The sequence below is a fragment of the Kineosporia sp. A_224 genome (genome assembly GCF_002198655.1).
Lineage (GTDB): Bacteria > Actinomycetota > Actinomycetes > Actinomycetales > Kineosporiaceae > R-H-3.
In genome coordinates, this window is sequence record NZ_MWLN01000046.1 from 1 (window position 1) to 17,826 (window position 17,826).

19 protein-coding genes are annotated in these 17,826 nt (G+C 74.9%); 13 read left to right on the plus strand and 6 right to left on the minus strand.

The genetic code is table 11. The features are described from left to right. The 3 genes from EDJALFJO_RS03585 to EDJALFJO_RS03595 all read left to right on the plus strand — a co-directional run. On the plus strand, positions 1-327 hold a 327-nt coding region (locus tag EDJALFJO_RS03585), incomplete at its 5' end, for a LysM peptidoglycan-binding domain-containing protein (RefSeq protein ID WP_198949968.1). Between the two features lie 158 nt (positions 328-485). After that, the gene (locus EDJALFJO_RS03590; RefSeq protein WP_088282307.1) at positions 486-911 is read left to right on the plus strand and encodes a pyridoxamine 5'-phosphate oxidase family protein; all 426 of its coding nucleotides are present in this window, start codon (positions 486-488) and stop codon (positions 909-911) included. 81 nt (positions 912-992) lie between these two features. Continuing rightward, entirely contained in the window at positions 993-1,811 is an 819-nt protein-coding gene (locus EDJALFJO_RS03595; protein ID WP_088282309.1) for a hypothetical protein, read from the plus strand. A gap of 85 nt (positions 1,812-1,896) precedes the next feature. Here the strand turns inward: EDJALFJO_RS03595 and EDJALFJO_RS03600 are convergent, their stop codons facing one another. Beyond that, positions 1,897-2,667 carry a FadR/GntR family transcriptional regulator gene (locus tag EDJALFJO_RS03600; protein WP_198949969.1) on the minus strand — a complete coding sequence of 257 codons (771 nt, stop codon included), beginning with the start codon at positions 2,665-2,667 and terminating at the stop codon, positions 1,897-1,899. A gap of 200 nt (positions 2,668-2,867) precedes the next feature. On the opposite strand from EDJALFJO_RS03600, the gene EDJALFJO_RS03605 reads away from it, so the two are divergent. The 4 genes from EDJALFJO_RS03605 to speB all read left to right on the plus strand — a co-directional run bounded on the left by EDJALFJO_RS03605 (position 2,868) and on the right by speB (position 8,267). Beyond that, on the plus strand, positions 2,868-4,601 hold the full coding sequence (locus EDJALFJO_RS03605; RefSeq protein WP_088282311.1) for an L-lactate permease: 1,734 nt from the start codon (positions 2,868-2,870) through the stop codon (positions 4,599-4,601). Continuing rightward, entirely contained in the window at positions 4,598-5,998 is a 1,401-nt protein-coding gene (locus EDJALFJO_RS03610; RefSeq protein ID WP_088282313.1) for an FAD-binding oxidoreductase, read from the plus strand. The genes EDJALFJO_RS03605 and EDJALFJO_RS03610 overlap by 4 nt, the downstream gene beginning before the upstream one ends. After that, positions 5,995-7,155: a (Fe-S)-binding protein gene (locus EDJALFJO_RS03615; RefSeq protein WP_088282315.1), complete on the plus strand. Its 1,161-nt coding sequence runs from the start codon at positions 5,995-5,997 to the stop codon at positions 7,153-7,155. The genes EDJALFJO_RS03610 and EDJALFJO_RS03615 overlap by 4 nt, the downstream gene beginning before the upstream one ends. Before the next feature lie 95 nt (positions 7,156-7,250). Next, positions 7,251-8,267: an agmatinase gene (gene speB / locus EDJALFJO_RS03620; protein ID WP_088282317.1), complete on the plus strand. Its 1,017-nt coding sequence runs from the start codon at positions 7,251-7,253 to the stop codon at positions 8,265-8,267. A 27-nt stretch (positions 8,268-8,294) separates the two neighbouring features. On the opposite strand, the gene EDJALFJO_RS03625 is transcribed toward speB, so the two are convergent. Next, a complete protein-coding gene (locus tag EDJALFJO_RS03625) occupies positions 8,295-8,531 on the minus strand; it encodes a PLDc N-terminal domain-containing protein (RefSeq protein WP_088282319.1) in 237 nt (78 codons plus the stop codon). A gap of 107 nt (positions 8,532-8,638) precedes the next feature. Beyond that, positions 8,639-9,070 carry a BLUF domain-containing protein gene (locus EDJALFJO_RS03630; protein ID WP_233149661.1) on the minus strand — a complete coding sequence of 144 codons (432 nt, stop codon included), beginning with the start codon at positions 9,068-9,070 and terminating at the stop codon, positions 8,639-8,641. A gap of 89 nt (positions 9,071-9,159) precedes the next feature. Between EDJALFJO_RS03630 and EDJALFJO_RS03635 the strand changes: the two genes are divergently transcribed. Both EDJALFJO_RS03635 and EDJALFJO_RS03640 read left to right on the plus strand, forming a co-directional pair. Continuing rightward, a complete protein-coding gene (locus EDJALFJO_RS03635) occupies positions 9,160-10,473 on the plus strand; it encodes an ArgE/DapE family deacylase (RefSeq protein ID WP_088282323.1) in 1,314 nt (437 codons plus the stop codon). Next, positions 10,473-11,057 carry a YdeI family protein gene (locus EDJALFJO_RS03640; protein ID WP_088282325.1) on the plus strand — a complete coding sequence of 195 codons (585 nt, stop codon included), beginning with the start codon at positions 10,473-10,475 and terminating at the stop codon, positions 11,055-11,057. Before EDJALFJO_RS03635 ends, EDJALFJO_RS03640 begins: the two co-directional genes overlap by 1 nt. Positions 11,058-11,087: 30 nt before the next feature. On the opposite strand, the gene EDJALFJO_RS03645 is transcribed toward EDJALFJO_RS03640, so the two are convergent. From EDJALFJO_RS03645 to EDJALFJO_RS03655, 3 genes are all read right to left on the minus strand, one after another. Continuing rightward, a complete protein-coding gene (locus EDJALFJO_RS03645; protein WP_088282341.1) occupies positions 11,088-11,582 on the minus strand; it encodes a DUF4396 domain-containing protein in 495 nt (164 codons plus the stop codon). A gap of 84 nt (positions 11,583-11,666) precedes the next feature. Further along, a complete protein-coding gene (fabG, locus tag EDJALFJO_RS03650; protein ID WP_088282327.1) occupies positions 11,667-12,434 on the minus strand; it encodes a 3-oxoacyl-ACP reductase FabG in 768 nt (255 codons plus the stop codon). Between the two features lie 119 nt (positions 12,435-12,553). Further along, positions 12,554-13,264 carry a type 1 glutamine amidotransferase gene (locus EDJALFJO_RS03655; protein ID WP_158220276.1) on the minus strand — a complete coding sequence of 237 codons (711 nt, stop codon included), beginning with the start codon at positions 13,262-13,264 and terminating at the stop codon, positions 12,554-12,556. Positions 13,265-13,380: 116 nt separating this feature from the next. Between EDJALFJO_RS03655 and EDJALFJO_RS03660 the strand changes: the two genes are divergently transcribed. The 4 genes from EDJALFJO_RS03660 to EDJALFJO_RS03675 all read left to right on the plus strand — a co-directional run bounded on the left by EDJALFJO_RS03660 (position 13,381) and on the right by EDJALFJO_RS03675 (position 17,685). Continuing rightward, complete coding sequence (locus EDJALFJO_RS03660; protein WP_143448273.1) at positions 13,381-14,259, plus strand: hypothetical protein; 879 nt, start codon at positions 13,381-13,383, stop codon at positions 14,257-14,259. 35 nt (positions 14,260-14,294) lie between these two features. Further along, the gene (locus EDJALFJO_RS03665) at positions 14,295-15,800 is read left to right on the plus strand and encodes an amidase family protein (RefSeq protein WP_088282333.1); all 1,506 of its coding nucleotides are present in this window, start codon (positions 14,295-14,297) and stop codon (positions 15,798-15,800) included. 101 nt (positions 15,801-15,901) lie between these two features. Next, a complete protein-coding gene (locus EDJALFJO_RS03670; RefSeq protein ID WP_088282335.1) occupies positions 15,902-16,285 on the plus strand; it encodes a hypothetical protein in 384 nt (127 codons plus the stop codon). A 200-nt stretch (positions 16,286-16,485) separates the two neighbouring features. Next, positions 16,486-17,685 (plus strand): DUF445 domain-containing protein, encoded by a 1,200-nt coding sequence (locus EDJALFJO_RS03675; protein ID WP_088282343.1) that lies wholly within the window; start codon positions 16,486-16,488, stop codon positions 17,683-17,685. The last annotated feature ends 141 nt before the right edge of the window (positions 17,686-17,826 follow it).

Below are 17,826 nucleotides of genomic sequence, written 5' to 3' on the forward strand. Positions count from 1 at the left end.
TGCTGGGCCTTGTCCGCGATCTCCTTGGCCTTCGCCGCCCAGCGGGCCGCCCAGCAGGCCGCCGACGACGCGGCCGCCGAGGCCGCGACCGCCGCCGAGGAGGCCAAGCTCGTGAGCGCGGTGCACGAGGCCCACCTCGCCGCCGAGAAGGCGAAGAAGCACGCCGAGGAGCACAAGCTCCGGTCGTACACGGTCAAGAAGGGCGACACGCTCAGCGAGATCGGGGCGCACTTCAAGGTCGACTGGCGGGAGATCGCCAAGATCAACCACGTGAAGAACCCGGACCTCATCTACCCCGGCCAGGTCTTCGCCATCCCGAACGACTGACGCCTGCCCCACAGGGCCCATGTCCGGCCCGGACGGGCGGTGCGACGGCGACGTCGCGCCGCCCGTCCGTCGTCCTGGCCCTGCGGGGCGTCGCAGTCGGGCCCGCGACACGGACGTACGGCCTTGCCCCGGGCTGCCCGGACGCACAGGCTGGACCCATGACGCAGCCAGAGGCCGGCGAGGAGCTCCTCGAGTCGGTCGACCACGCAGCATCCCTCCGACTCCTGGCGGCCACCGACGTGGGGCGGATGGCGGTCGTCGTCGACGGCCGGCCGGTCATCGTCGTCCTCAACCACCTCCTCGAGGGCGAGCACGTGGTCTTCCGGACCCGTGCCGACGCCCTGCTCTCCAGGCTCACCGACGAGGGGCAGGTCGTCCACGCGGTCTACGAGGTGGACAGCGCCTTCAGCCCGGGCCGCTCCGGCTGGTCGGTCATCGCGAGCGGGACGCTGCACCGCGAGGCGGACGCCGCCCGGGTCGCCCGCGCGCGGGACACCATCGAGGCCTGGGCCCACGGCGAGCGCGACACCGTGCTGCGCCTCGAGATCGACGACCTCACCGGGCGGCGCGTCGGACCGCTGTGACGCGTACGCCCTGACGTGCATGCCCCGCGCCTGTGCGGGTACTCACCGCCGGACAGACCACCGAGGCGGGGAGCACGTCGCATGAGCACGCCGACCGGAACACCCGGCGACCGGGCGCGTAGCGCCGACAGCACGCTCACGGACGGGCGCCCGACCCCGGAGCACCCCGGCGGGCACCGGGACGACACCGCCGTGCACCGTGACGACCCGACGCTCGTCCGCAGGGACGACGAGCCCACGCTGGCCCGGCCCGAGTACGCGGCCGGCCCGGACACCCGCGCCGACGACGGCGCGGCCACCGCGGCCCCGCACACCACCGCCACCGAGCTCGGGCTCGACCGGCAGGCCGTCGTCCAGCGCGAGAAGGAGGCGTTCGGCGGCCTCAAGATCGGGTCGGCCTTCTTCGGCTGGCTCGCGGCCACCGGGATGGCGGTCATCCTCACGGCGCTGCTCGCAGGGGCCGGCACCGCCGTCGGCGTCGCGACGAGCACCGACCCGGGGCAGGCCGTCGACGCAGCGACCGGCAACGTCGCGACCGTCGGGTGGGGCGGGGCGATCGCCCTGGCGGTCATCGTCTTCGTGGCCTTCTACTGCGGCGGCTACGTCGCCGGCCGGATGGCGCGCTTCAACGGCGCGAAGCAGGGTGTCGCCGTCTGGCTCTGGACCGTCGTCGTGTCGCTCCTCGTGGCCGGCGTCGGGGCCGCGCTCGGCAGCCAGTACGACGTCCTCGGCCGGCTCGACGCGTTCCCGCGGATCCCGGTCGGCGAGGGCGACGTCACGACCGCCGGGCTGCTGAGCCTGGTCGTCGCGCTCGTCGTGGCCCTCGTCGGTGCCGTCGTCGGCGGTCTGGCAGGCATGCGGTTCCACCGCAAGGTCGACCGGGCCGGCCTCGGCCGCTGACCTCCCGCAACCACGACCGAGCCCGACCCCGACGGCACTACCGGGGTCGGGCTCGTCAGTGCCGGGCTCGTCAGTGCCGGGCTCGTCAGTGCCGGGCGTAGAACCCCTCGATGTGCGCCTCGACGAGGTCCGCCGCCCGCGCACCCTCACCGGCGAGGAGGGCCTCGTGGATCTCGTGGTGCTCCCGGGCCAGCCGGGCGGCGACAGCCCGGAAGTCGTCCTCGCCCTGGAGCCGCTCGAGCAGCGTGGCGCGCATCGCGTTGCGCAGGGCCGTCGTCATCTCTGCGACGAGACGGTTGCCGCTGGCGTGCGCGATGGTGACGTGGAAGTCGGTGTCGCGGTCGTTGAACGTCTCCGGCGAGCAGTCCGGGTCGTCCATGACCGCGAGGTGCTCGGTGAGCAGGGCGTGGTCGGACTCGCGCGCGTGCGTCGCGGCCAGCCGGGCCGACTCGCGCTCGAGGGCGATCCGGGCGCGGACGACGTCCGCCGTCCCGACGCTCGCGAGCAGCACGTGCATCCGGACCAGCCGGGTGAGCGCCTCGCCCGGGGCCGCGGTGAGCACCGTCCCGGCGTCCCGGCCCGAGCCGGTCGACTGGGTGATGACGCCCATCGCCTGGAGCACCCGCATCGCCTCCCGGACGGCGACCCGGCTCACGCCGAGCGCGGCGGCGAGGTCCCGCTCGGCCGGGAGACGGTCCCCGGCACGCAGCCGTCCGGACGTGATCTGGGCCTCGACCCGGTCGAGCACGAGCTCGTAGGTGCGGGCCTTGGTGACCGGGGCCCAACCGGCGTCCACCACGCCGTCCGCGGCGTCCACGGCGTCGTCGAGGGCACCTGCCGAGACCTGGTCCGACACCCTGTCCGTCCTTTCGTCCTGCGCCGACGACCGTTCGTCGACGTGCAAGCGCTTCCGGGCCGACGGGCCCTTTGAGGTGAGTGCAGTCACACCCTACGGTGTCTCCAACTTGCTGTGGTCCTACCACAGTGAGGTCATCCATCGGGGGTGCCGATCTGGCGCCGAGCGAGCCGGCACCGTGGCCGGCCGGAGGTAACGCCATGACCGCTCTGACGTCCGCTCTGCCGTCCACCGTCCATCAGGCGGCCGACTTCACCCAGCAGCTCGCACCCGTCGGCGGCAGCCTCGCCGTCTCGGCGGTCGTCGGGCTGCTCCCGCTCCTCGTCGTCTTCGTGCTCCTCGGGGTCGTGCGCGCCAAGGCGTACGTCGCGGCGCTCGCCGGCCTCGGCGCCGCCTTCCTCGTGGCCGTCCTCGCCTACGCAATGCCGGCCCCGCTCGCCCTGCTCTCCGCGACGCAGGGCGCCGTGTTCGGCACCTTCCCGATCATGTGGATCGTGCTCGCGGCGCTCTGGCTCTACCAGCTGACCGTCACGAGCGGCCGGTTCGAGGACCTGCGCCGGACCTTCGACGTCGTCTCGGAGGACCCCCGGATCCAGGCCGTGCTCATCGCCTTCTGCTTCGGCGGCCTGCTCGAGGCGCTCGCAGGCTTCGGCGCCCCCGTGGCCATCACCGCGACGATGCTCATCGCGCTCGGCGTCGCGCCGCTGCGGGCGGCCTGCACCGTGCTGCTCGCGAACACCGCGCCGGTGGCGTTCGGCGCCGTCGCCATCCCGATCACGACCGCCGCGACGCTCACCGGCATCCCGGCCGGTGACATCGGGGCCGTCGTCGGGCGCCAGGCACCGGTCCTCGCGTGCGTCGTCCCGCTGCTCCTGCTCCTCGTGGTGGACGGCGTCCGCGGCCTGCGCGAGGTCTGGCCGGCCGCGCTCGTCACCGGGCTCTCGTTCGGGGTCGCCCAGTTCGCGACGTCGAACTTCCTCTCCGTCGAGCTGACCGACATCGTCGCCGCGCTCGTCGGGCTCGGCGCGACCGTGCTGTTCGTCCGGGTCTGGACGCCGGTCGGTGCGCGCGAGGCCCACGAGCGGCTCGCGGCGGGCCGCGCCCAGGAACTGGCGGAGGCGACGGCGGCGGGCCGCGCGACCGGCGGTCCCGGCGCGGTGGCGACGGCCACGACCGGCCGGCTCACCGGGGGCCGGGTCTGGATGGCGCTGTTCCCGTACCTGCTCGTCATCGCCGTGTTCTCGGTCTCCAAGCTCGTCGTCCCGGTCAAGGAGTTCCTCGCCGGCACCGACCGCAAGGTGCCGTGGCCGGGCCTCGACGGGCACGTCTTCTCGGCGTCCGGCAAGGCGATCACCTCGACCGTCTACACCTTCGGCTGGCTCTCCGGCCCCGGCACGCTCCTGCTGCTCTGCGGCGTCGTCGTGGCGCTCGTGTACCGGGTCGCACCCGCCGCGGCCGCCGCCGACCTGCTCCGCACCCTGGACAAGCTCAAGCTCGCGATCCTCACCGTGGCAAGCGTTCTCGCGCTCGCCTACGTGATGAACTTCTCCGGCCAGACCATCACGATCGGCACCTGGATCGCCGGGACCGGCGCCCTGTTCGCGTTCCTCTCCCCGGTGCTCGGCTGGATCGGCACCGCGGTCACCGGCTCGGACACCAGCGCCAACGCGCTCTTCGCCAAGCTGCAGGCGACGGCCGGCGCCAAGGCCGGGATCGATCCGACGCTGCTCGTCTCCGCGAACACCACCGGCGGGGTCGTCGGCAAGATGATCAGCCCGCAGAACCTGACGATCGCGGCCAGCGCGGCGGGCCTGGACGGCCAGGAGTCCGCCATCCTGCGCCGGGTGCTGCCGTGGAGCCTCGGGCTGCTGCTCTTCCTCTGCGCGATGGTCTACCTGCAGTCGACGCCGGTTCTCGGTTGGATGCTGCCATGACTCCTGCGACGCGTACCGGGCTCGACCCGGCGGCCCTCGACACGCTGCGCGGCATCGTCGGCGAGCGGTACGTGCTCACCTCGGACGGCGACGTGGAGGTCTACTCGCGCGACGCGACGCCGCTGTTCCGTGGGCGTCCCGACGCCGTGGTGCTGCCCGCGACCACGGAGCAGGTGAGCGCCGTCCTCACGCTGGCGACCCGGCTCGGCATCCCGGTGACGCCCCGGGGGGCCGGCTCGAACCTCGCCGCGGCGACGATCCCCGAGCACGGCGGCATCGTGCTCGTGCTCACCCGGATGAACAAGGTGCTCGAGGTGAGCGGCGCCGAGCTGCTCGCGGTCGTCCAGGCCGGGGCCACCACGGCGGCGCTGTCCGACGCGGCCGCCGCGCAGGGCCTGCTCTACGCGCCCGACCCCGGCAGCCGCACCGTCTCCACCGTGGCGGGCAACGTCGCGATGTGCGCCGGCGGCCTGCGCGGCCTGAAGTACGGGGTGACCCGCAACTACGTGCTGGGTCTGGAGGTCGTGCTGCCGACCGGCGAGGTGATCCGGACCGGCGGCCGGCTCTGGAAGGACGTCGCCGGCTACGACCTCACGCGGCTGCTCACCGGCTCCGAGGGCACCCTCGCGGTCATCACCGAGGTGACCGTCGGGCTGCTGCCGCTGCCCGCGACGTCCGGCACCGGGGTGGCCTACTTCGACCACCTCTCGGACGCGGGCCGCGCGGTCGCGCAGATCATCGCGGACGGCGTGCTCCCGGCCACGCTGGAGTTCCTCGACAACCGCTGCATCAACGCCGTCGAGGACTTCGCGGGGCTCGGGCTCGACCGGGCGGCCGGGGCGCTGCTGCTCTTCGGGGACGACGGGGCGGCCGACGTCGTGGCCCGCTCGCTGGAGCGGATGGGCACGACGTGCGCCGCGATCGGTGCCCGCGGCGTCACGACGGCCCGCGACGTCGCGGAGTCCGAGGCGCTGCTCACCGCCCGGCGCTGCTCGCTGCCCGCGCTCGCCCGGCTCGCGCCGGTGACGATGCTCGAGGACGCGACCGTGCCGCGGCCGCGGCTCGCCGAGATGGTCGACCGGATCGACGCGATCGCCGCGCGGCACGACGTCGTCTGCGCGACGTTCGGGCACGCCGGGGACGGCAACCTGCACCCGACGATCGTCTTCGACCCGGCGGACGGCGATGTCCGGGAACGGGCCGAGGCGGCCTTCGCCGACGTCTTCGCGGCCGCGATGGAGCTCGGCGGCACGATCACCGGAGAGCACGGAGTCGGTGCGGCGAAACGGCCCTACCTGCGGGCCCGGCTCGGCGACGACCAGCTCGCCCTGCTGCGCCGGCTCAAGACGGCGTTCGACCCGGCCGGCATCCTCAACCCCGGGAAGCTCGGCTCGTGACCGGCCCCGAGCAGACGCCCGACGATGCACCCGTCGGCGCGGAGCCCGTTGCCCCGCGGGGGATCTTCGACCCCGACCTGCTGTCGGCGTGCATCTCGTGCGGGTTCTGCCTGCCCGCCTGCCCGACGTACGCGCTGACCCAGGACGAGCGGTCGAGCCCGCGCGGCCGGATCTCCCTGATGCGCGCCCTCGAGGAGGGCCGGCTCGACGAGGACGACCCGACCCTCGTCGAGCAGGCATCCTTCTGCCTCGGTTGCCGGGCCTGCGAGCCGGTCTGCCCGGCGGGGGTGCAGTACGGGGCGCTCTTCGAGCAGTGGCGCGACCACCAGTGGCGCGGCCGGCGTGCGCCGGTGCGGGCCCGCGCCCTGCGGGCGGCGACGGGCGTGACCCCGGCGATCACCGCGGCCGGGGTGCTGCGGGGGGCCGCCCGCCGGACCGGCCCTCCCGACGCCGACAAGGTCCACCTCATGCTCGGCTGTGCCGAGCGCGCGCTGTTCCCCGGCGTCTCGCGCGCCGTCGTGGAGCTGCTGCCCGGAGCGGTCGACGTGCCGTCCGGGCAGGGCTGCTGCGGAGCGCTGCACGGGCACAACGGTGACTCGGCCGAGGGGGTCCGGCTGGCGACCGAGCTCGGCCGCCGGATGCCGGGCACGGTGCTCGTCACGGCCGGCGGCTGCGCGACCCACCTGGCGCACATGCTCGGCCGGGACCGGGTCCGGGAGCTGTCGGAGTTCCTCGTCGAGCGCTGGGACGCCGCACCGGACGCGGCGCCCGTGCTCGGCGAGGTCCGCGCCGGCGGCCGCCGGGCCCGGGTCGGGCTGCAGGACTCCTGCCACCTGCGCAACGGGCTGGGCGTCGTCCGGCCGCCGCGTGACCTCGTCGCGCGGGTCGCGGACTACGTCGAGCTGCCGTCCGCCGGCCGGTGCTGCGGCTCCGCCGGGACCTACGCGATGCTGCGGCCGGAGGACTCCCGGGCGGTCCTCGACGTCCACCTCGACGAGATCGAGGCGGCCGACCTCGACCACCTCGTCGTCGTCAACGTCGTCTGCCAGAAGCAGCTCGTCGAAGGGTTGCGCCGGCGCCGGTCGCGGACGACGGTGCTGCACCTCGCGGAGCTGCTGGCGGTCGCGCTGCGGGCGGGCGGCGGGCCGGCGGCCTGACCACCGGTGGGTTCCGCCGGGCGTGGTAGACATGCCCGGCGGAACGGGGACGGTGCCGTTCCCGAGGCGGATCCCTGACGGCGGTGAGGTGCGCGATGGCGCGGTACGGCGCGATGTTCGGCCCCGACTACACGTTCCTCGGCGTCCCGATGTGCGACATCGACGACGAGAGCACGTGGGCCGACGCGCAGGCGGTCGTCATCGGCGCCCCGTTCGACGGCGGGACGTCGAACCGGGCCGGGGCGCGCTTCGGGCCGCGGGCGATCCGGGCCGCCTGCTACCTCGGGTTCGACGGCTCGCGGCCCTCGATGGCGCTGCGCACCGACGGCCTGCTGGACCTCGCCGTCGTCGACATGGGCGACGTCGAGATGTACTCCGGCGACATCGCGAAGTCCCTCGACGCCCTGGAGCAGGTCGTCACGAAGGTCGCCACGGCCGGCAAGATCCCCGTCGTCCTCGGCGGCGACCACTCGATCGCGCTGCCCGACGTCACCGGCTGCGCGCGGGCCGTCGGCTGGGGCCGGGTGAGCGTCGTCCACTTCGACGCCCACGCCGACACCGGGGACATGGAGTTCGGGGCGCTGCTCGGTCACGGCCAGCCGATGCGCCGGCTCATCGAGTCCGGGGCGGCGCGCGGCGACCGCTTCCTCCAGATCGGGCTGCGCGGCTACTGGCCGGGTCCCGAGACGCTCGGCTGGATGGCCGGCCAGGGCATGCGGTCCTACGAGATGACCGAGGTCGTCCACCGCGGCCTCGACGAGGTGCTCACCGAGGCGTTCACGATCGCGACCGACGAGTGCGACGGGGTGTTCCTCTCCGTCGACGTCGACGTCGTCGACCCCGGGATGGCCCCGGGCACCGGCACCCCCGAGCCCGGCGGCTTCACGAGCCGCCAGCTGCTCGACGCCGTCCGCCGGATCTGCCTCGAGCTGCCGGTCGTCGGCCTCGACGTCGTCGAGGTCTCGCCCGACCAGGACCACGCCGACGTCACGGCCATGCTCGGCAGCAGGGTCGTCCTCGAGGCGCTCTCGGCGATCGCCCGCAAGCGGGCCGTCGAGGCCGGGACGATGCCGCCCTTCGACCCGGCCCAGCCGCTGCTCGACGGCCGCTGAGGGCGACCCGCGGCCCCGGGCGGGGGCTCAGGTGACGAGGGCGCGGTGCGGGTGCCGCCGTCCGCGGAGCAGGTAGACGACCGGCCCGACCGGCTGGATGAGCAGCACCGGCCACCAACGGGCCTTGACGCCGTTCACCTCGGTGCGCGGCCGGGACCACAGGTCGACGGCGGCGGCCGCGGTGAGCGCCAGCTCGACCGAGCCGAGCGTGAGGATCCCGGCGCGCTGCCACCGGGAGAGGTCGGACCAGGAGCGTGCTCGCATCGGTTCCACCTGCCTGCGACGGGGGCGGCGCCCGGACGGGCAGATCCGGACGCCGTACCCAGCCTGCCGCCGTCCGGGCCGGAGCGCTTGAGGCGCAGGTCCTCGGGTCAGTACGTCGCGGTGACGAGGAGCTGCTCGGCGCGGACCGGGTCGGTGACGAGCTCGGCCATGACGACGAGCGGGCGGTCCGGGGTGCCGAGCCCGGGGACGGCCCGGGCCAGGTCGTCGTAGGTCACGTACTCCAGGCCCATCCGCCAGTCCGGGAACATCCGCTCCTCGACGTCGCCGGCCGCGACGAGCCGGACGTCGCGGTGCCGGCGGTCGCGGGCGATGAGCTCGTAGACGGTCTCGACGGCCTCGCGCTCGCCCTCGAGCACCTGGAGGAAGCTCGGTGCGTCGGCGAGGTCCGGGCCGAAGTAGAGCAGCAGCCCGGTGAGGTCCTCGAGCTCGTTGCGCATCCGCGCCTCGACGAGCAGGCCCTCGAGCTCGATGTCCGACATTTCCGCAGTCGCGCGGCTCGCGTAGATGACCCGGTACATGGTGCCTCCGTCGACCGATTGCTCCTGTGCCGGGGCCATCGGCACGGACGACGGTCTCCTTGACCCCGGCGCTGTCTACAGTCACGGGCATGACTGACGCCGGCGATCTCACGGACGTCGAGGCGCGGGTGCTCTCCGTGCTCGACGACACGGCCCGCGAGGGCCGGCTCGTCGCGGACCTCGTCGACCTCGTGGCGGTCCCGAGCGTCACCGGGACGGCCGCCGAGGGCGACGCGCAGCGCTGGGTCGCCGACCGGCTCGGCCCGCTCGGCGCGGACGTCGACCTGTGGCGGATGGACCTCGACGCCCTGCGCGCCGACGCCGGCTTCCCCGGCACCGAGGCACCGCGCGACGAGGCCTGGGGGCTCGTCGGGACGCTGCGGCCGGACGGCGGGCAGGACGCCCCGTCGCTCGTGCTCCAGGGCCACGTGGACGTCGTCCCGGCCGGTGACCTGTCCGCGTGGGGCGACGCCGACCCGTTCGCGGCCCGCGTCGTCGCGACCCCCGACGGCGAGTCCGTCATGGGCCGCGGCACGTGCGACATGAAGGCCGGGGTCGTCGCCGCGCTCGCCGCCCTCGAGGCCGTGCAGCGGGCCGGCGTCCGGCTGCGCGGCACGGTCGCGTTCCACAGCGTCATCAGCGAGGAGGACGGCGGTCTCGGGGCGTTCGGGACCCTGGCCCGCGGCCATGTCGGCGACGCGTGCGTCATCCCCGAGCCGACCGGCCGCCGGGTCGTCACGGCGAACGCCGGCGCGCTGACGTTCCGGCTCGACGTGCCGGGGCGGGCCGCGCACGGTTCGTCGCGTTACGAGGGCGTCAGCGCGATCGAGGCCTTCGCCCGCGTGCACGCCGCCCTCCTCGACCTCGAGCGCGAGCGGTGCGCGGACCCGGACCCGCTCATGGCCGGCTACGAGATCCCGTACCCGCTGTCGATCGGGGTGGTCCGGGCGGGCGACTGGGCGAGCACGGTGCCCGACGCCCTCGTCGCGGAGGGCCGGTACGGCGTCCGGCTCGACGAGAGCCCGGACGACGCCCGGGCCGCGTTCGAGGCGCGGGTCGGCGAGGTCTGCGCCGGCGACCCGTGGCTGCGCGACCACCCGGTGCGGGTCACGTGGTCCGGCGGGCAGTTCGCGAGCGGCCGGCTGCCGGCCGGGCACGCACTGCTCGGCGCCGCCCAGCAGGCCTGGGCGACGGCGACCGGTGGCCCCGAGCCGGCCCCGCGCGGCGGGCCCTACGGCAGCGACCTGCGGCTCTACGCCGCGGCCGGCGTCCCGACGCTGCACCTCGGGCCCGGGGACGTCCGGCAGGCGCACACCGCCCGCGAGTACGTCCCGGTCGAGGAGATGCACGCGACGGCGCGGGCGCTCGCGCTCATGGTGCTGCGGCACTGCGGGACCCGCTGATGGCGGCCGCTCCTGCGCAGCCGCGGTTCTTCGCGACGCCCGCGGACTGGCGCGCCTGGCTCGTCGAGCACGCCGCGACCGCCCCCGAGATCGTCGTCGGGTTCCACAAGAAGGGCACCGGGACGCCGTCCGTCACCTGGCCGCAGTCGGTCGAGGAGGCCCTGTGCTTCGGCTGGATCGACGGCGTCCGGCGCTCGCTCGGGCCGGACGCGTACTCGATCCGGTTCACGCCGCGCCGCCCCGGCAGCCACTGGAGCCGGGTCAACGTCGACCTCGTCGAGCGACTGGAGTCGCAGGGCCGGATGACGGACGCCGGCCGGGCCGCCTTCGCCGCCCGCAGCGAGGAGCGGACGGCGAAGGCGTCCTACGAGCAGCGCGAGCACGCCGTCCTCGAGCCGGAGCACGAGGCGCTCTTCCGCGCGGACGCCGCCGCGTGGGCCTGGTTCGGCGCGGCGCCCGCGGGGTACCGGCGGCTCGCGACGTACTGGGTGGTGAGCGCGAAGCGGCCCGAGACGAGGCTGCGCCGGCTCATGACGCTCGTCGAGTGCTCACGGGAGGGGCGGAAGATCCCGTCGCAGGCGTGACGTCTGCTGCCGGCCCGTTCAGTGGTGGTTTCAGTGGTGGTAGCGGTGCACGACGGCATGTCCCTTGCCGCGCCGGATGAGCGCCCGGTTGACGGGGACGGTGACGACGAACGCGACCGCGAGCGACACCACGAGCGAGCCCCAGAACAGCGCGGAGGTGAGCCCGGCGTCCATCGCCCCGGGGACGAGCAGGACGACGGCGTTGTCGACGACCTCCATCGTCGTGATGGAGACGGTGTCCGCGGCGAACGCGATGCCCAGCGCGGCGCCGAACGCCAGGCCCGAGCGGAGCATCGGGACGAGCGTGAACCCGTAGCCGAAGACGAACGCGAGGCCGACGGCGAGCGCGATGCTCGGCCCGTTCGACCAGCCGAGCGCCGTCGCGACGACGAGGCCGAGCACCTCGCCGATCGCGCAGCCCGTCAGGCAGTGCAGCGTGGCCGTGACGGCGAGCCGGGTGAGCCCCGGAGAGTCGGCGGACACGTCGTGGCCGCCGTGCGCCGAGTGGGAGGCATGGTCGGTCATGCCGCTCACAACATACCCACCGGGGGTATTTATTCCGGACATCGCGCCATGGGTCCGGCGACCCGTCAGCGGCGGGCCGCCGGGTCAGTCCTTCGGGCCGCCCGCGACGTAGACGACCTGGCCGCTCACGAAGCCGGCCTCCTCGCGCGCGAAGAACGAGACGGTGGCGGCGATGTCCTCGGGCTGGCCGACGCGGGCGACCGGGATCTGGCTGGCGGAGTGCTCGATGAAGGCCTCGAACGGGACGCCGAGCCGCTCGGCGGTCGCCTTCGTCATGTCGGTCTGGATGAAGCCCGGCGCGATCGCGTTGACCGTGACGCCGAACTTGCCGAGCTCGATCGCGAGGGTCTTCGTGAAGCCCTGCAGGCCGGCCTTCGCCGCCGAGTAGTTCGCCTGGCCGCGGTTGCCGAGCGCCGACGTGCTCGACAGGTTGACGATGCGGCCCCACCTCGCCTCGGTCATGTACTTCTGGCAGGCCCGGCTCATGAGGAACGAGCCCCGCAGGTGGACGTTCATCACCGAGTCCCAGTCGTCCTCGGTCATCTTGAAGAGCAGGTTGTCCCGGGTGATGCCGGCGTTGTTCACCAGGACGGTCGGCCCGCCGAGGCTCTCCGCGACCCGGGCGACCGCCGCTGCGACGCCGTCCGCGTCGGCGACGTCCACGCCGACCGCGACGGCCCGGCCGCCCGCGGCCTCGATCGCTCCCACGGTGCCGGCGCAGGACGCCTCGTCGAGGTCGAGGACCCCGACGGCGAAGCCGTCGGCGGCCAGCCGCCGGGCGACCGCGGCACCGATCCCGCGGGCCGCTCCGGTGACGATCGCGACCCGGCCGGTGGTCGAGGACTCGCTCATGGCGTGGTGGCTCCCTTGCCTCTGGGTCGGCCGAGGGTCCCCACGGCCTACACCGTTCTACCCGACGACGGCCGCCGTCCGCCGTGAGCCCCGACACGCTGCCCGGTGACCGTGGCCCCTCAGGCCCGCTGACGGCCGTCGGCCGGGACGAGGGTGCTCAGCAGCCAGTCGACGAGCCGGTCGCAGTTCGCGTGCGCCCGGGCCTCGTCGACCTTCCAGCCGTCGAGGAGCGCCTCACGGCTGAGGCCGTCGGGCAGGTGGTCCGGGCCCATCGCGACCCAGCCGGCGATGAGGTCGTGCTCGGCCTCGGGGTGGAACTGCAGTCCCACGGCCCGGCCGCGGCGGAACAGCTGGACGGCGACGTCCGTGCGGCCGAGCACCTCGACGTCGTCCGGGAGCACGACCCGGTCCTCGTGCCACGTGAACCAGGGGCCGGCCGGGACGGCGTCCGCGACGGCGTCCGCGACCTCGATCCGGACGGCGCCGATCTCGGTGACGGGCGCCCGTTCGACCCGGCCGCCGAGCGCCTCGGCGAGCAGCTGGCCGCCGAAGCACACCCCGACGAACGGCAGGTCCCGCTCGAGCGCCGACCGGATCAGCGCCACCTCCGGGTCGACCCACGCCCGCACGGACGCGTCGTAGGCGTTCGCGAACGACCCGAACGAGAGCACGAGGTCGAAGCTGTCGAGCGCCGGGAACGCGGTGTCCGGCGGCGACCCGTCGGCGCGCAGGACGACGTGCTGGGTGACGTCGACACCGCGCTCGACGAGCAGGCGGCCGACGACGGCGGGGGCCGCCGCCTCCTCGTGGCAGATGACCAGGGCTCTCACGAGCGGCAGTGTCGCGGGTGCGACGGTCCTGCGGACAGTCCCCGACCGGGCCAGCGTTGTCCACAGCCTGTGGACGACTCCGGCGGAAGGGCCGTCCTGCTGCCATGATCACCCGCGTGCAGGAGCGGCGACGGACGGCGGGCCAGGACGGCGCCGGGTCGGACCAGAGGTTCGACCGGTCCATGCGGCGTCTCGCGCACGCCGACCTCGACGGGTTCTGCGGGCTCCTGGGCGTCGAGCTGAGCGGGGAGGTCGCCCCGGCGGCCCGGATGCTGCCGACGACCTTCCCGGGCGTCACCCGCACCGCCGACCTGCTCGTGCGGACGGCCCCGGGGTGGCTGCTGCACGTGGAGTACCAGCTCACGGCCGGCAAAGGTCTCGCCCTGCGGATGCTCGACTACCGGGCCGCGATCATGACGGCGCACCCGGGGCAGCACCTCGTCCAGGTCGTCGTCGTCCTCGACGGCGGGCGGCTCGACTCGGTCGACAGCGGCGCGTTCCGGCTCGGCTGCCGCGCGCTGTACCTGCGCGAGCACCCGCCGGACCGGTTTCTCGGCAGCCCGGTCCTGGCACCGCTCGCGAGCCTCGGCCGCGGCACACCGGACGACCTCGCCCGGGCGTACACCCAGGCCCTGCACGTCATCGGCACCGAGGGCGGCGACCGGGTGGCGGAGCTGCTCGAGTCCGCGGCGACGCTGGCGACAATCCGCCTCGACGCGCCTATCCTTGACAAGATCCGGAGGGAGGTCGGCATGACCGTGGAGAGCGTCGCCGAGTTCTACGCGCAGACCGACAGCGGGAAGTTCCTCGTGGAGCGAGGCCGGGAAGAGGGCCGGGAAGAGGGCCGCGAAGCGACCCTCGCCGAGCTCCTCCGGGAGCGCTTCGGCGCGGACGAGCGCATCCCGGCCCTCGCGCAGCGGTTGGCGCACCGGCCGGCCGCCCTGCGCGCCGTCCTTGAGGCCGCCTCGCTGGACGATCTCGACAGCTCTTCCTGATACCGGCACCGCCCCGCCTCGGCGAGGATGTCGCCGTGACCGCACCCGGGACGTCCCTCGAGCACACCACCGTCTGCGACCTGCCCGCCGTGGAGCAGGCCGCGCTGCTGCGCGCCAAGGAGCTCTCCGCGCGTGAGCTGCTCGCGGCGCACCGGGCCCGGGTCGAGGCGCTCGACGGCGTCGTCAACGCCGTCGTCACCCGCACCTGGGAGCGGGCCGAGGCGGAGGCCGCGGCCTGCGACGCGGCGGCCGCCCGGGGCGAGTCCCGCGGCCCGCTCCACGGTCTGGTCACGGCGTTCAAGGACCTCAACGACACCCGCGGCATCCGGACGACGTACGGGTCGCCGGTCTTCGCCGACCACGTGCCGGACGCCGACCACCCGGTCGTGGCGCGCGTCGTCGCCGCCGGTGCGGTGACGATCGGCAAGACGAACACCCCGGAGTTCGGGGCCGGTTCGCACACGTTCAACCCGGTCTTCGGGGTGACCCGCAACCCGTGGGCGCCGGCGCTGTCCGCGGGCGGGTCGAGCGGCGGGGCGGCCGCGGCGGTCGCCACCGGGATGGTGTCGCTCGCCGACGGCTCCGACGTGGGCGGCTCGCTGCGCAACCCGCCCGGCTTCTGCGGGGTCGTCGGGCTGCGACCCTCGGTGGGCAGGGTCCCGAACAGCGGCCCGGGGCACCAGCACCACCGGATGCCGACGCACGGGCCGATCGGTCGCTGCGTGGACGACGTCGCGCTCGGCCTGTCGGTCATGGCCGGCCCCGACCCGCTCGGGATGCTCTCCCTGCCCGAGCCGGGCTCGGCCTTCGCGCCGCCGCTGCACCCGCTGCCGCCCTTCGACGCGTCGGGCCCGGGGGAGCGCACCGGCCGCCCGCTGCGGGTCGCCCTGAGCCCCGACCTCGGCGGCCTGCCCGTGGACCCGGCGGTGCGGCTCGCCGTCCGGGCCGCGGCCGACACCCTCGCCGTCCTCGGCTGGGACGTCGAGGAGGCCGACCCGCCCGTCGACGGCGTCGACGAGACCTTCGCCGCGCTGCGCGCCTTCATGTACGCCAGCGACCTCGGGCGACGGCTCGGCCCGGACGACGTCCGCCGGCTCAAGGGCACCGTCCAGCTCGAGATCCGTGAGGGGCTGGCGATCCGCACCGACCAGGTCGCCGACGCCTTCGCCGCCGAGACCGAGCTCGTCCGCCGCACCCACGCCTTCTTCGACCGCTACGACCTCCTCGTCACGCCGACCGCCCAGGTGCTGCCGTTCCCCGTCGAGCAGGAGTGGGTGACCGTCGTCGACGGCGTCCCGATGCAGCGCTACACCGACTGGATGCGGGCCTGCACCCGGCTGTCGGTGAGCGGCGTCCCGGCGCTGTCGCTGCCGGCGGGGATGGCGCAGACCGCGGACGGCGTCCACGTGCCGGTCGGGCTCCAGCTCGCCGCCCGGCCGGGCGCCGACCTCTTCCTCCTGCGGGCGGCCAAGGCCGCCGAGGAGGCGCTCGGCCGGCTCGGAACGCCGCCGTTCGGGCCGCTGCTCGCGCGTCCGGCGTGACCGCGGCCGGGCCCTGGTACGGCGGCTCCCCCTGGGGCGCTTAGGGTGGACCCCGCCGCGCAGCGCCGGGACGGGCGCCGCGGTTCGTGGGAGGACGACAGTTGGCTGAGAAGTGGCGTCGGTGCCTGAAGTGCCGCAGCATCAAGCCGGTCGAGGACTTCGACGGTGACGAGGAGACGTGCCGGGCGTGCCTCACGGCCCCGGTCCGCAAGCCGCGGGCGTCGGCGAGCACCGTGACGACGCGGCGGGTCTCCGTCGACGCGGACGCCCCCGGTCCCTCCTCCGGCGCGACGCCCTCGGCGTCCGCGGCGGCAGCGACGCCGGTCGTCCGCAACATCGCTCCGCGAGACGTCCGCGGCCGCGGCGACCACGAGGTACGGGCCCGGCGGGCCCGGGTGCGGGCGCTCGACCGGCTCGCCGAGGAGTACCCCGACGACTTCGCCCGGATCCTCGGCGAGGAGCGCAGCAGCGAGGGCCTCACCTGAGCTGACCGCCGCGGACCTGCGGCCGGCGTCACGGGAACCACCGGGGCGCCGCGACCGTCGTGGTGGACGGACCCCGCTGCCCGTGCGCGGTGGACGGGTCCGTCGCGGGGCAGGAGAGTGAACGGGTGAGCGATCTGGCGACCGGACCGGTGATCCCGGTCTCGGCGGCCGACGAGGAGCGCCGGCGCGGGCTGCGGCGGATGAAGTCCGTCGCCCTCGCCCTGCTCGGGCTGGCCGCGGTGGTCTACGCCCTGACCCTCGGGCAGGACGGCGCCCTCGGCTACGTCAACGCCGGGGCCGAGGCCGCGATGGTCGGGGCGCTCGCCGACTGGTTCGCCGTCACGGCGCTGTTCCGCCGTCCGCTCGGCCTGCCGATCCCGCACACGGCGCTCATCCCGACCCGCAAGGACGCCCTCGGGCGCAGCCTCCAGGAGTTCGTCGGCACCAACTTCCTCGCCGAGACCGTCGTGCGCGAGCGGGTGGCCCGGGCCCGGATCGCGCAGCGGGTCGGCGCCTGGCTCGCGGACGACGCGCACTCCGAGCGGGTCACCGCCGAGCTCGCCACCGCGACCCGCGGGGCGCTGCGCGTGCTGCGTGACGACGAGGTCGCGACCCTGCTCGAGGACGTCGTGCTGCGCCCTGTCCTCTCCCGGCCGTGGGGGCCGCCGGCGGGCCGGCTCCTCGAGCGCGTCGTCGCGGACGGCGCGCACCACCGGCTCGTCGACCTGACGCTCGTCGAGCTCGAGGCGTGGCTGCGCGAGCACGAGCACCTCGTCGAGTCGCTCGTGCTCGACCGGGCGCCGCTCTGGACGCCGCAGTGGCTCGACGACCGGCTGGCCCGGCGGGTGTACGTCGAGGCGCTCAAGTGGGTCGTCGACGTCCGGGACGACCCGAAGCACCGGGCCCGGCTCGCGCTCGACGACGCCCTCGGCCGCTTCGCCAAGGACATGCAGACCGACCCGGCCACCATCGAGCGGGCCGAGGCGCTCAAGGAGCGGCTCGTGACCCACCCCGGCGTCCGGGACGGCATCGAGCAGCTCTGGGCGAGCGTCCGCGCCGTCCTCGTCGAGGCCACCGAGGACCCGGACAGCGACCTGCGCCAGCGGGCGAGGGCGGGCCTGCTCGCCTTCGGCCGCCGGCTCGCCACGGACGCCGGCCTCCAGGGCAAGGTCGACACCTACGTCGTCGACGCCGTCGGCCACGTCGTCGCGACCTACCGGGAGGAGCTCACGTCCCTCATCTCGGAGACCGTCGAGCGCTGGGACGGCGAGGAGGCCTCCCGCCGCATCGAGCTGCACGTGGGCCGCGACCTGCAGTTCATCCGGATCAACGGCACGGTCGTCGGCGCGCTCGCCGGCCTGGCGATCCATGCGATGTCGATGCTCAGCGGGCGGGTCTGACCGGCTCCCGCCCGGTGCCGGGCACGTCGGCGCGGCGGGCGGCGAGCGCCCGGGCCACCCGGTCGGCGACGAGAGCCCCTAGGAGACTGCTGAACAAAACGCCGACCGGGGTCCGTCGCTGACCTTGGTCGGTGGGTCAGG

Bases quoted from the DNA above. Each gene is read 5' to 3' on its own strand.
- EDJALFJO_RS03590 (WP_088282307.1), top strand. From the start codon at position 486: ATGACGCAGCCAGAGGCCGGCGAGGAGCTCCTCGAGTCGGTCGACCAC.
- EDJALFJO_RS03595 (WP_088282309.1), top strand. From the start codon at position 993: ATGAGCACGCCGACCGGAACACCCGGCGACCGGGCGCGTAGCGCCGAC.
- EDJALFJO_RS03605 (WP_088282311.1), top strand. From the start codon at position 2,868: ATGACCGCTCTGACGTCCGCTCTGCCGTCCACCGTCCATCAGGCGGCC.
- EDJALFJO_RS03610 (WP_088282313.1), top strand. From the start codon at position 4,598: ATGACTCCTGCGACGCGTACCGGGCTCGACCCGGCGGCCCTCGACACG.
- speB (WP_088282317.1), top strand. From the start codon at position 7,251: ATGGCGCGGTACGGCGCGATGTTCGGCCCCGACTACACGTTCCTCGGC.
- EDJALFJO_RS03625 (WP_088282319.1), bottom strand. From the start codon at position 8,531: ATGCGAGCACGCTCCTGGTCCGACCTCTCCCGGTGGCAGCGCGCCGGG.
- EDJALFJO_RS03630 (WP_233149661.1), bottom strand. From the start codon at position 9,070: ATGTACCGGGTCATCTACGCGAGCCGCGCGACTGCGGAAATGTCGGAC.
- EDJALFJO_RS03635 (WP_088282323.1), top strand. From the start codon at position 9,160: ATGACTGACGCCGGCGATCTCACGGACGTCGAGGCGCGGGTGCTCTCC.
- EDJALFJO_RS03640 (WP_088282325.1), top strand. From the start codon at position 10,473: ATGGCGGCCGCTCCTGCGCAGCCGCGGTTCTTCGCGACGCCCGCGGAC.
- EDJALFJO_RS03645 (WP_088282341.1), bottom strand. From the start codon at position 11,582: ATGACCGACCATGCCTCCCACTCGGCGCACGGCGGCCACGACGTGTCC.
- fabG (WP_088282327.1), bottom strand. From the start codon at position 12,434: ATGAGCGAGTCCTCGACCACCGGCCGGGTCGCGATCGTCACCGGAGCG.
- EDJALFJO_RS03675 (WP_088282343.1), top strand. From the start codon at position 16,486: ATGAAGTCCGTCGCCCTCGCCCTGCTCGGGCTGGCCGCGGTGGTCTAC.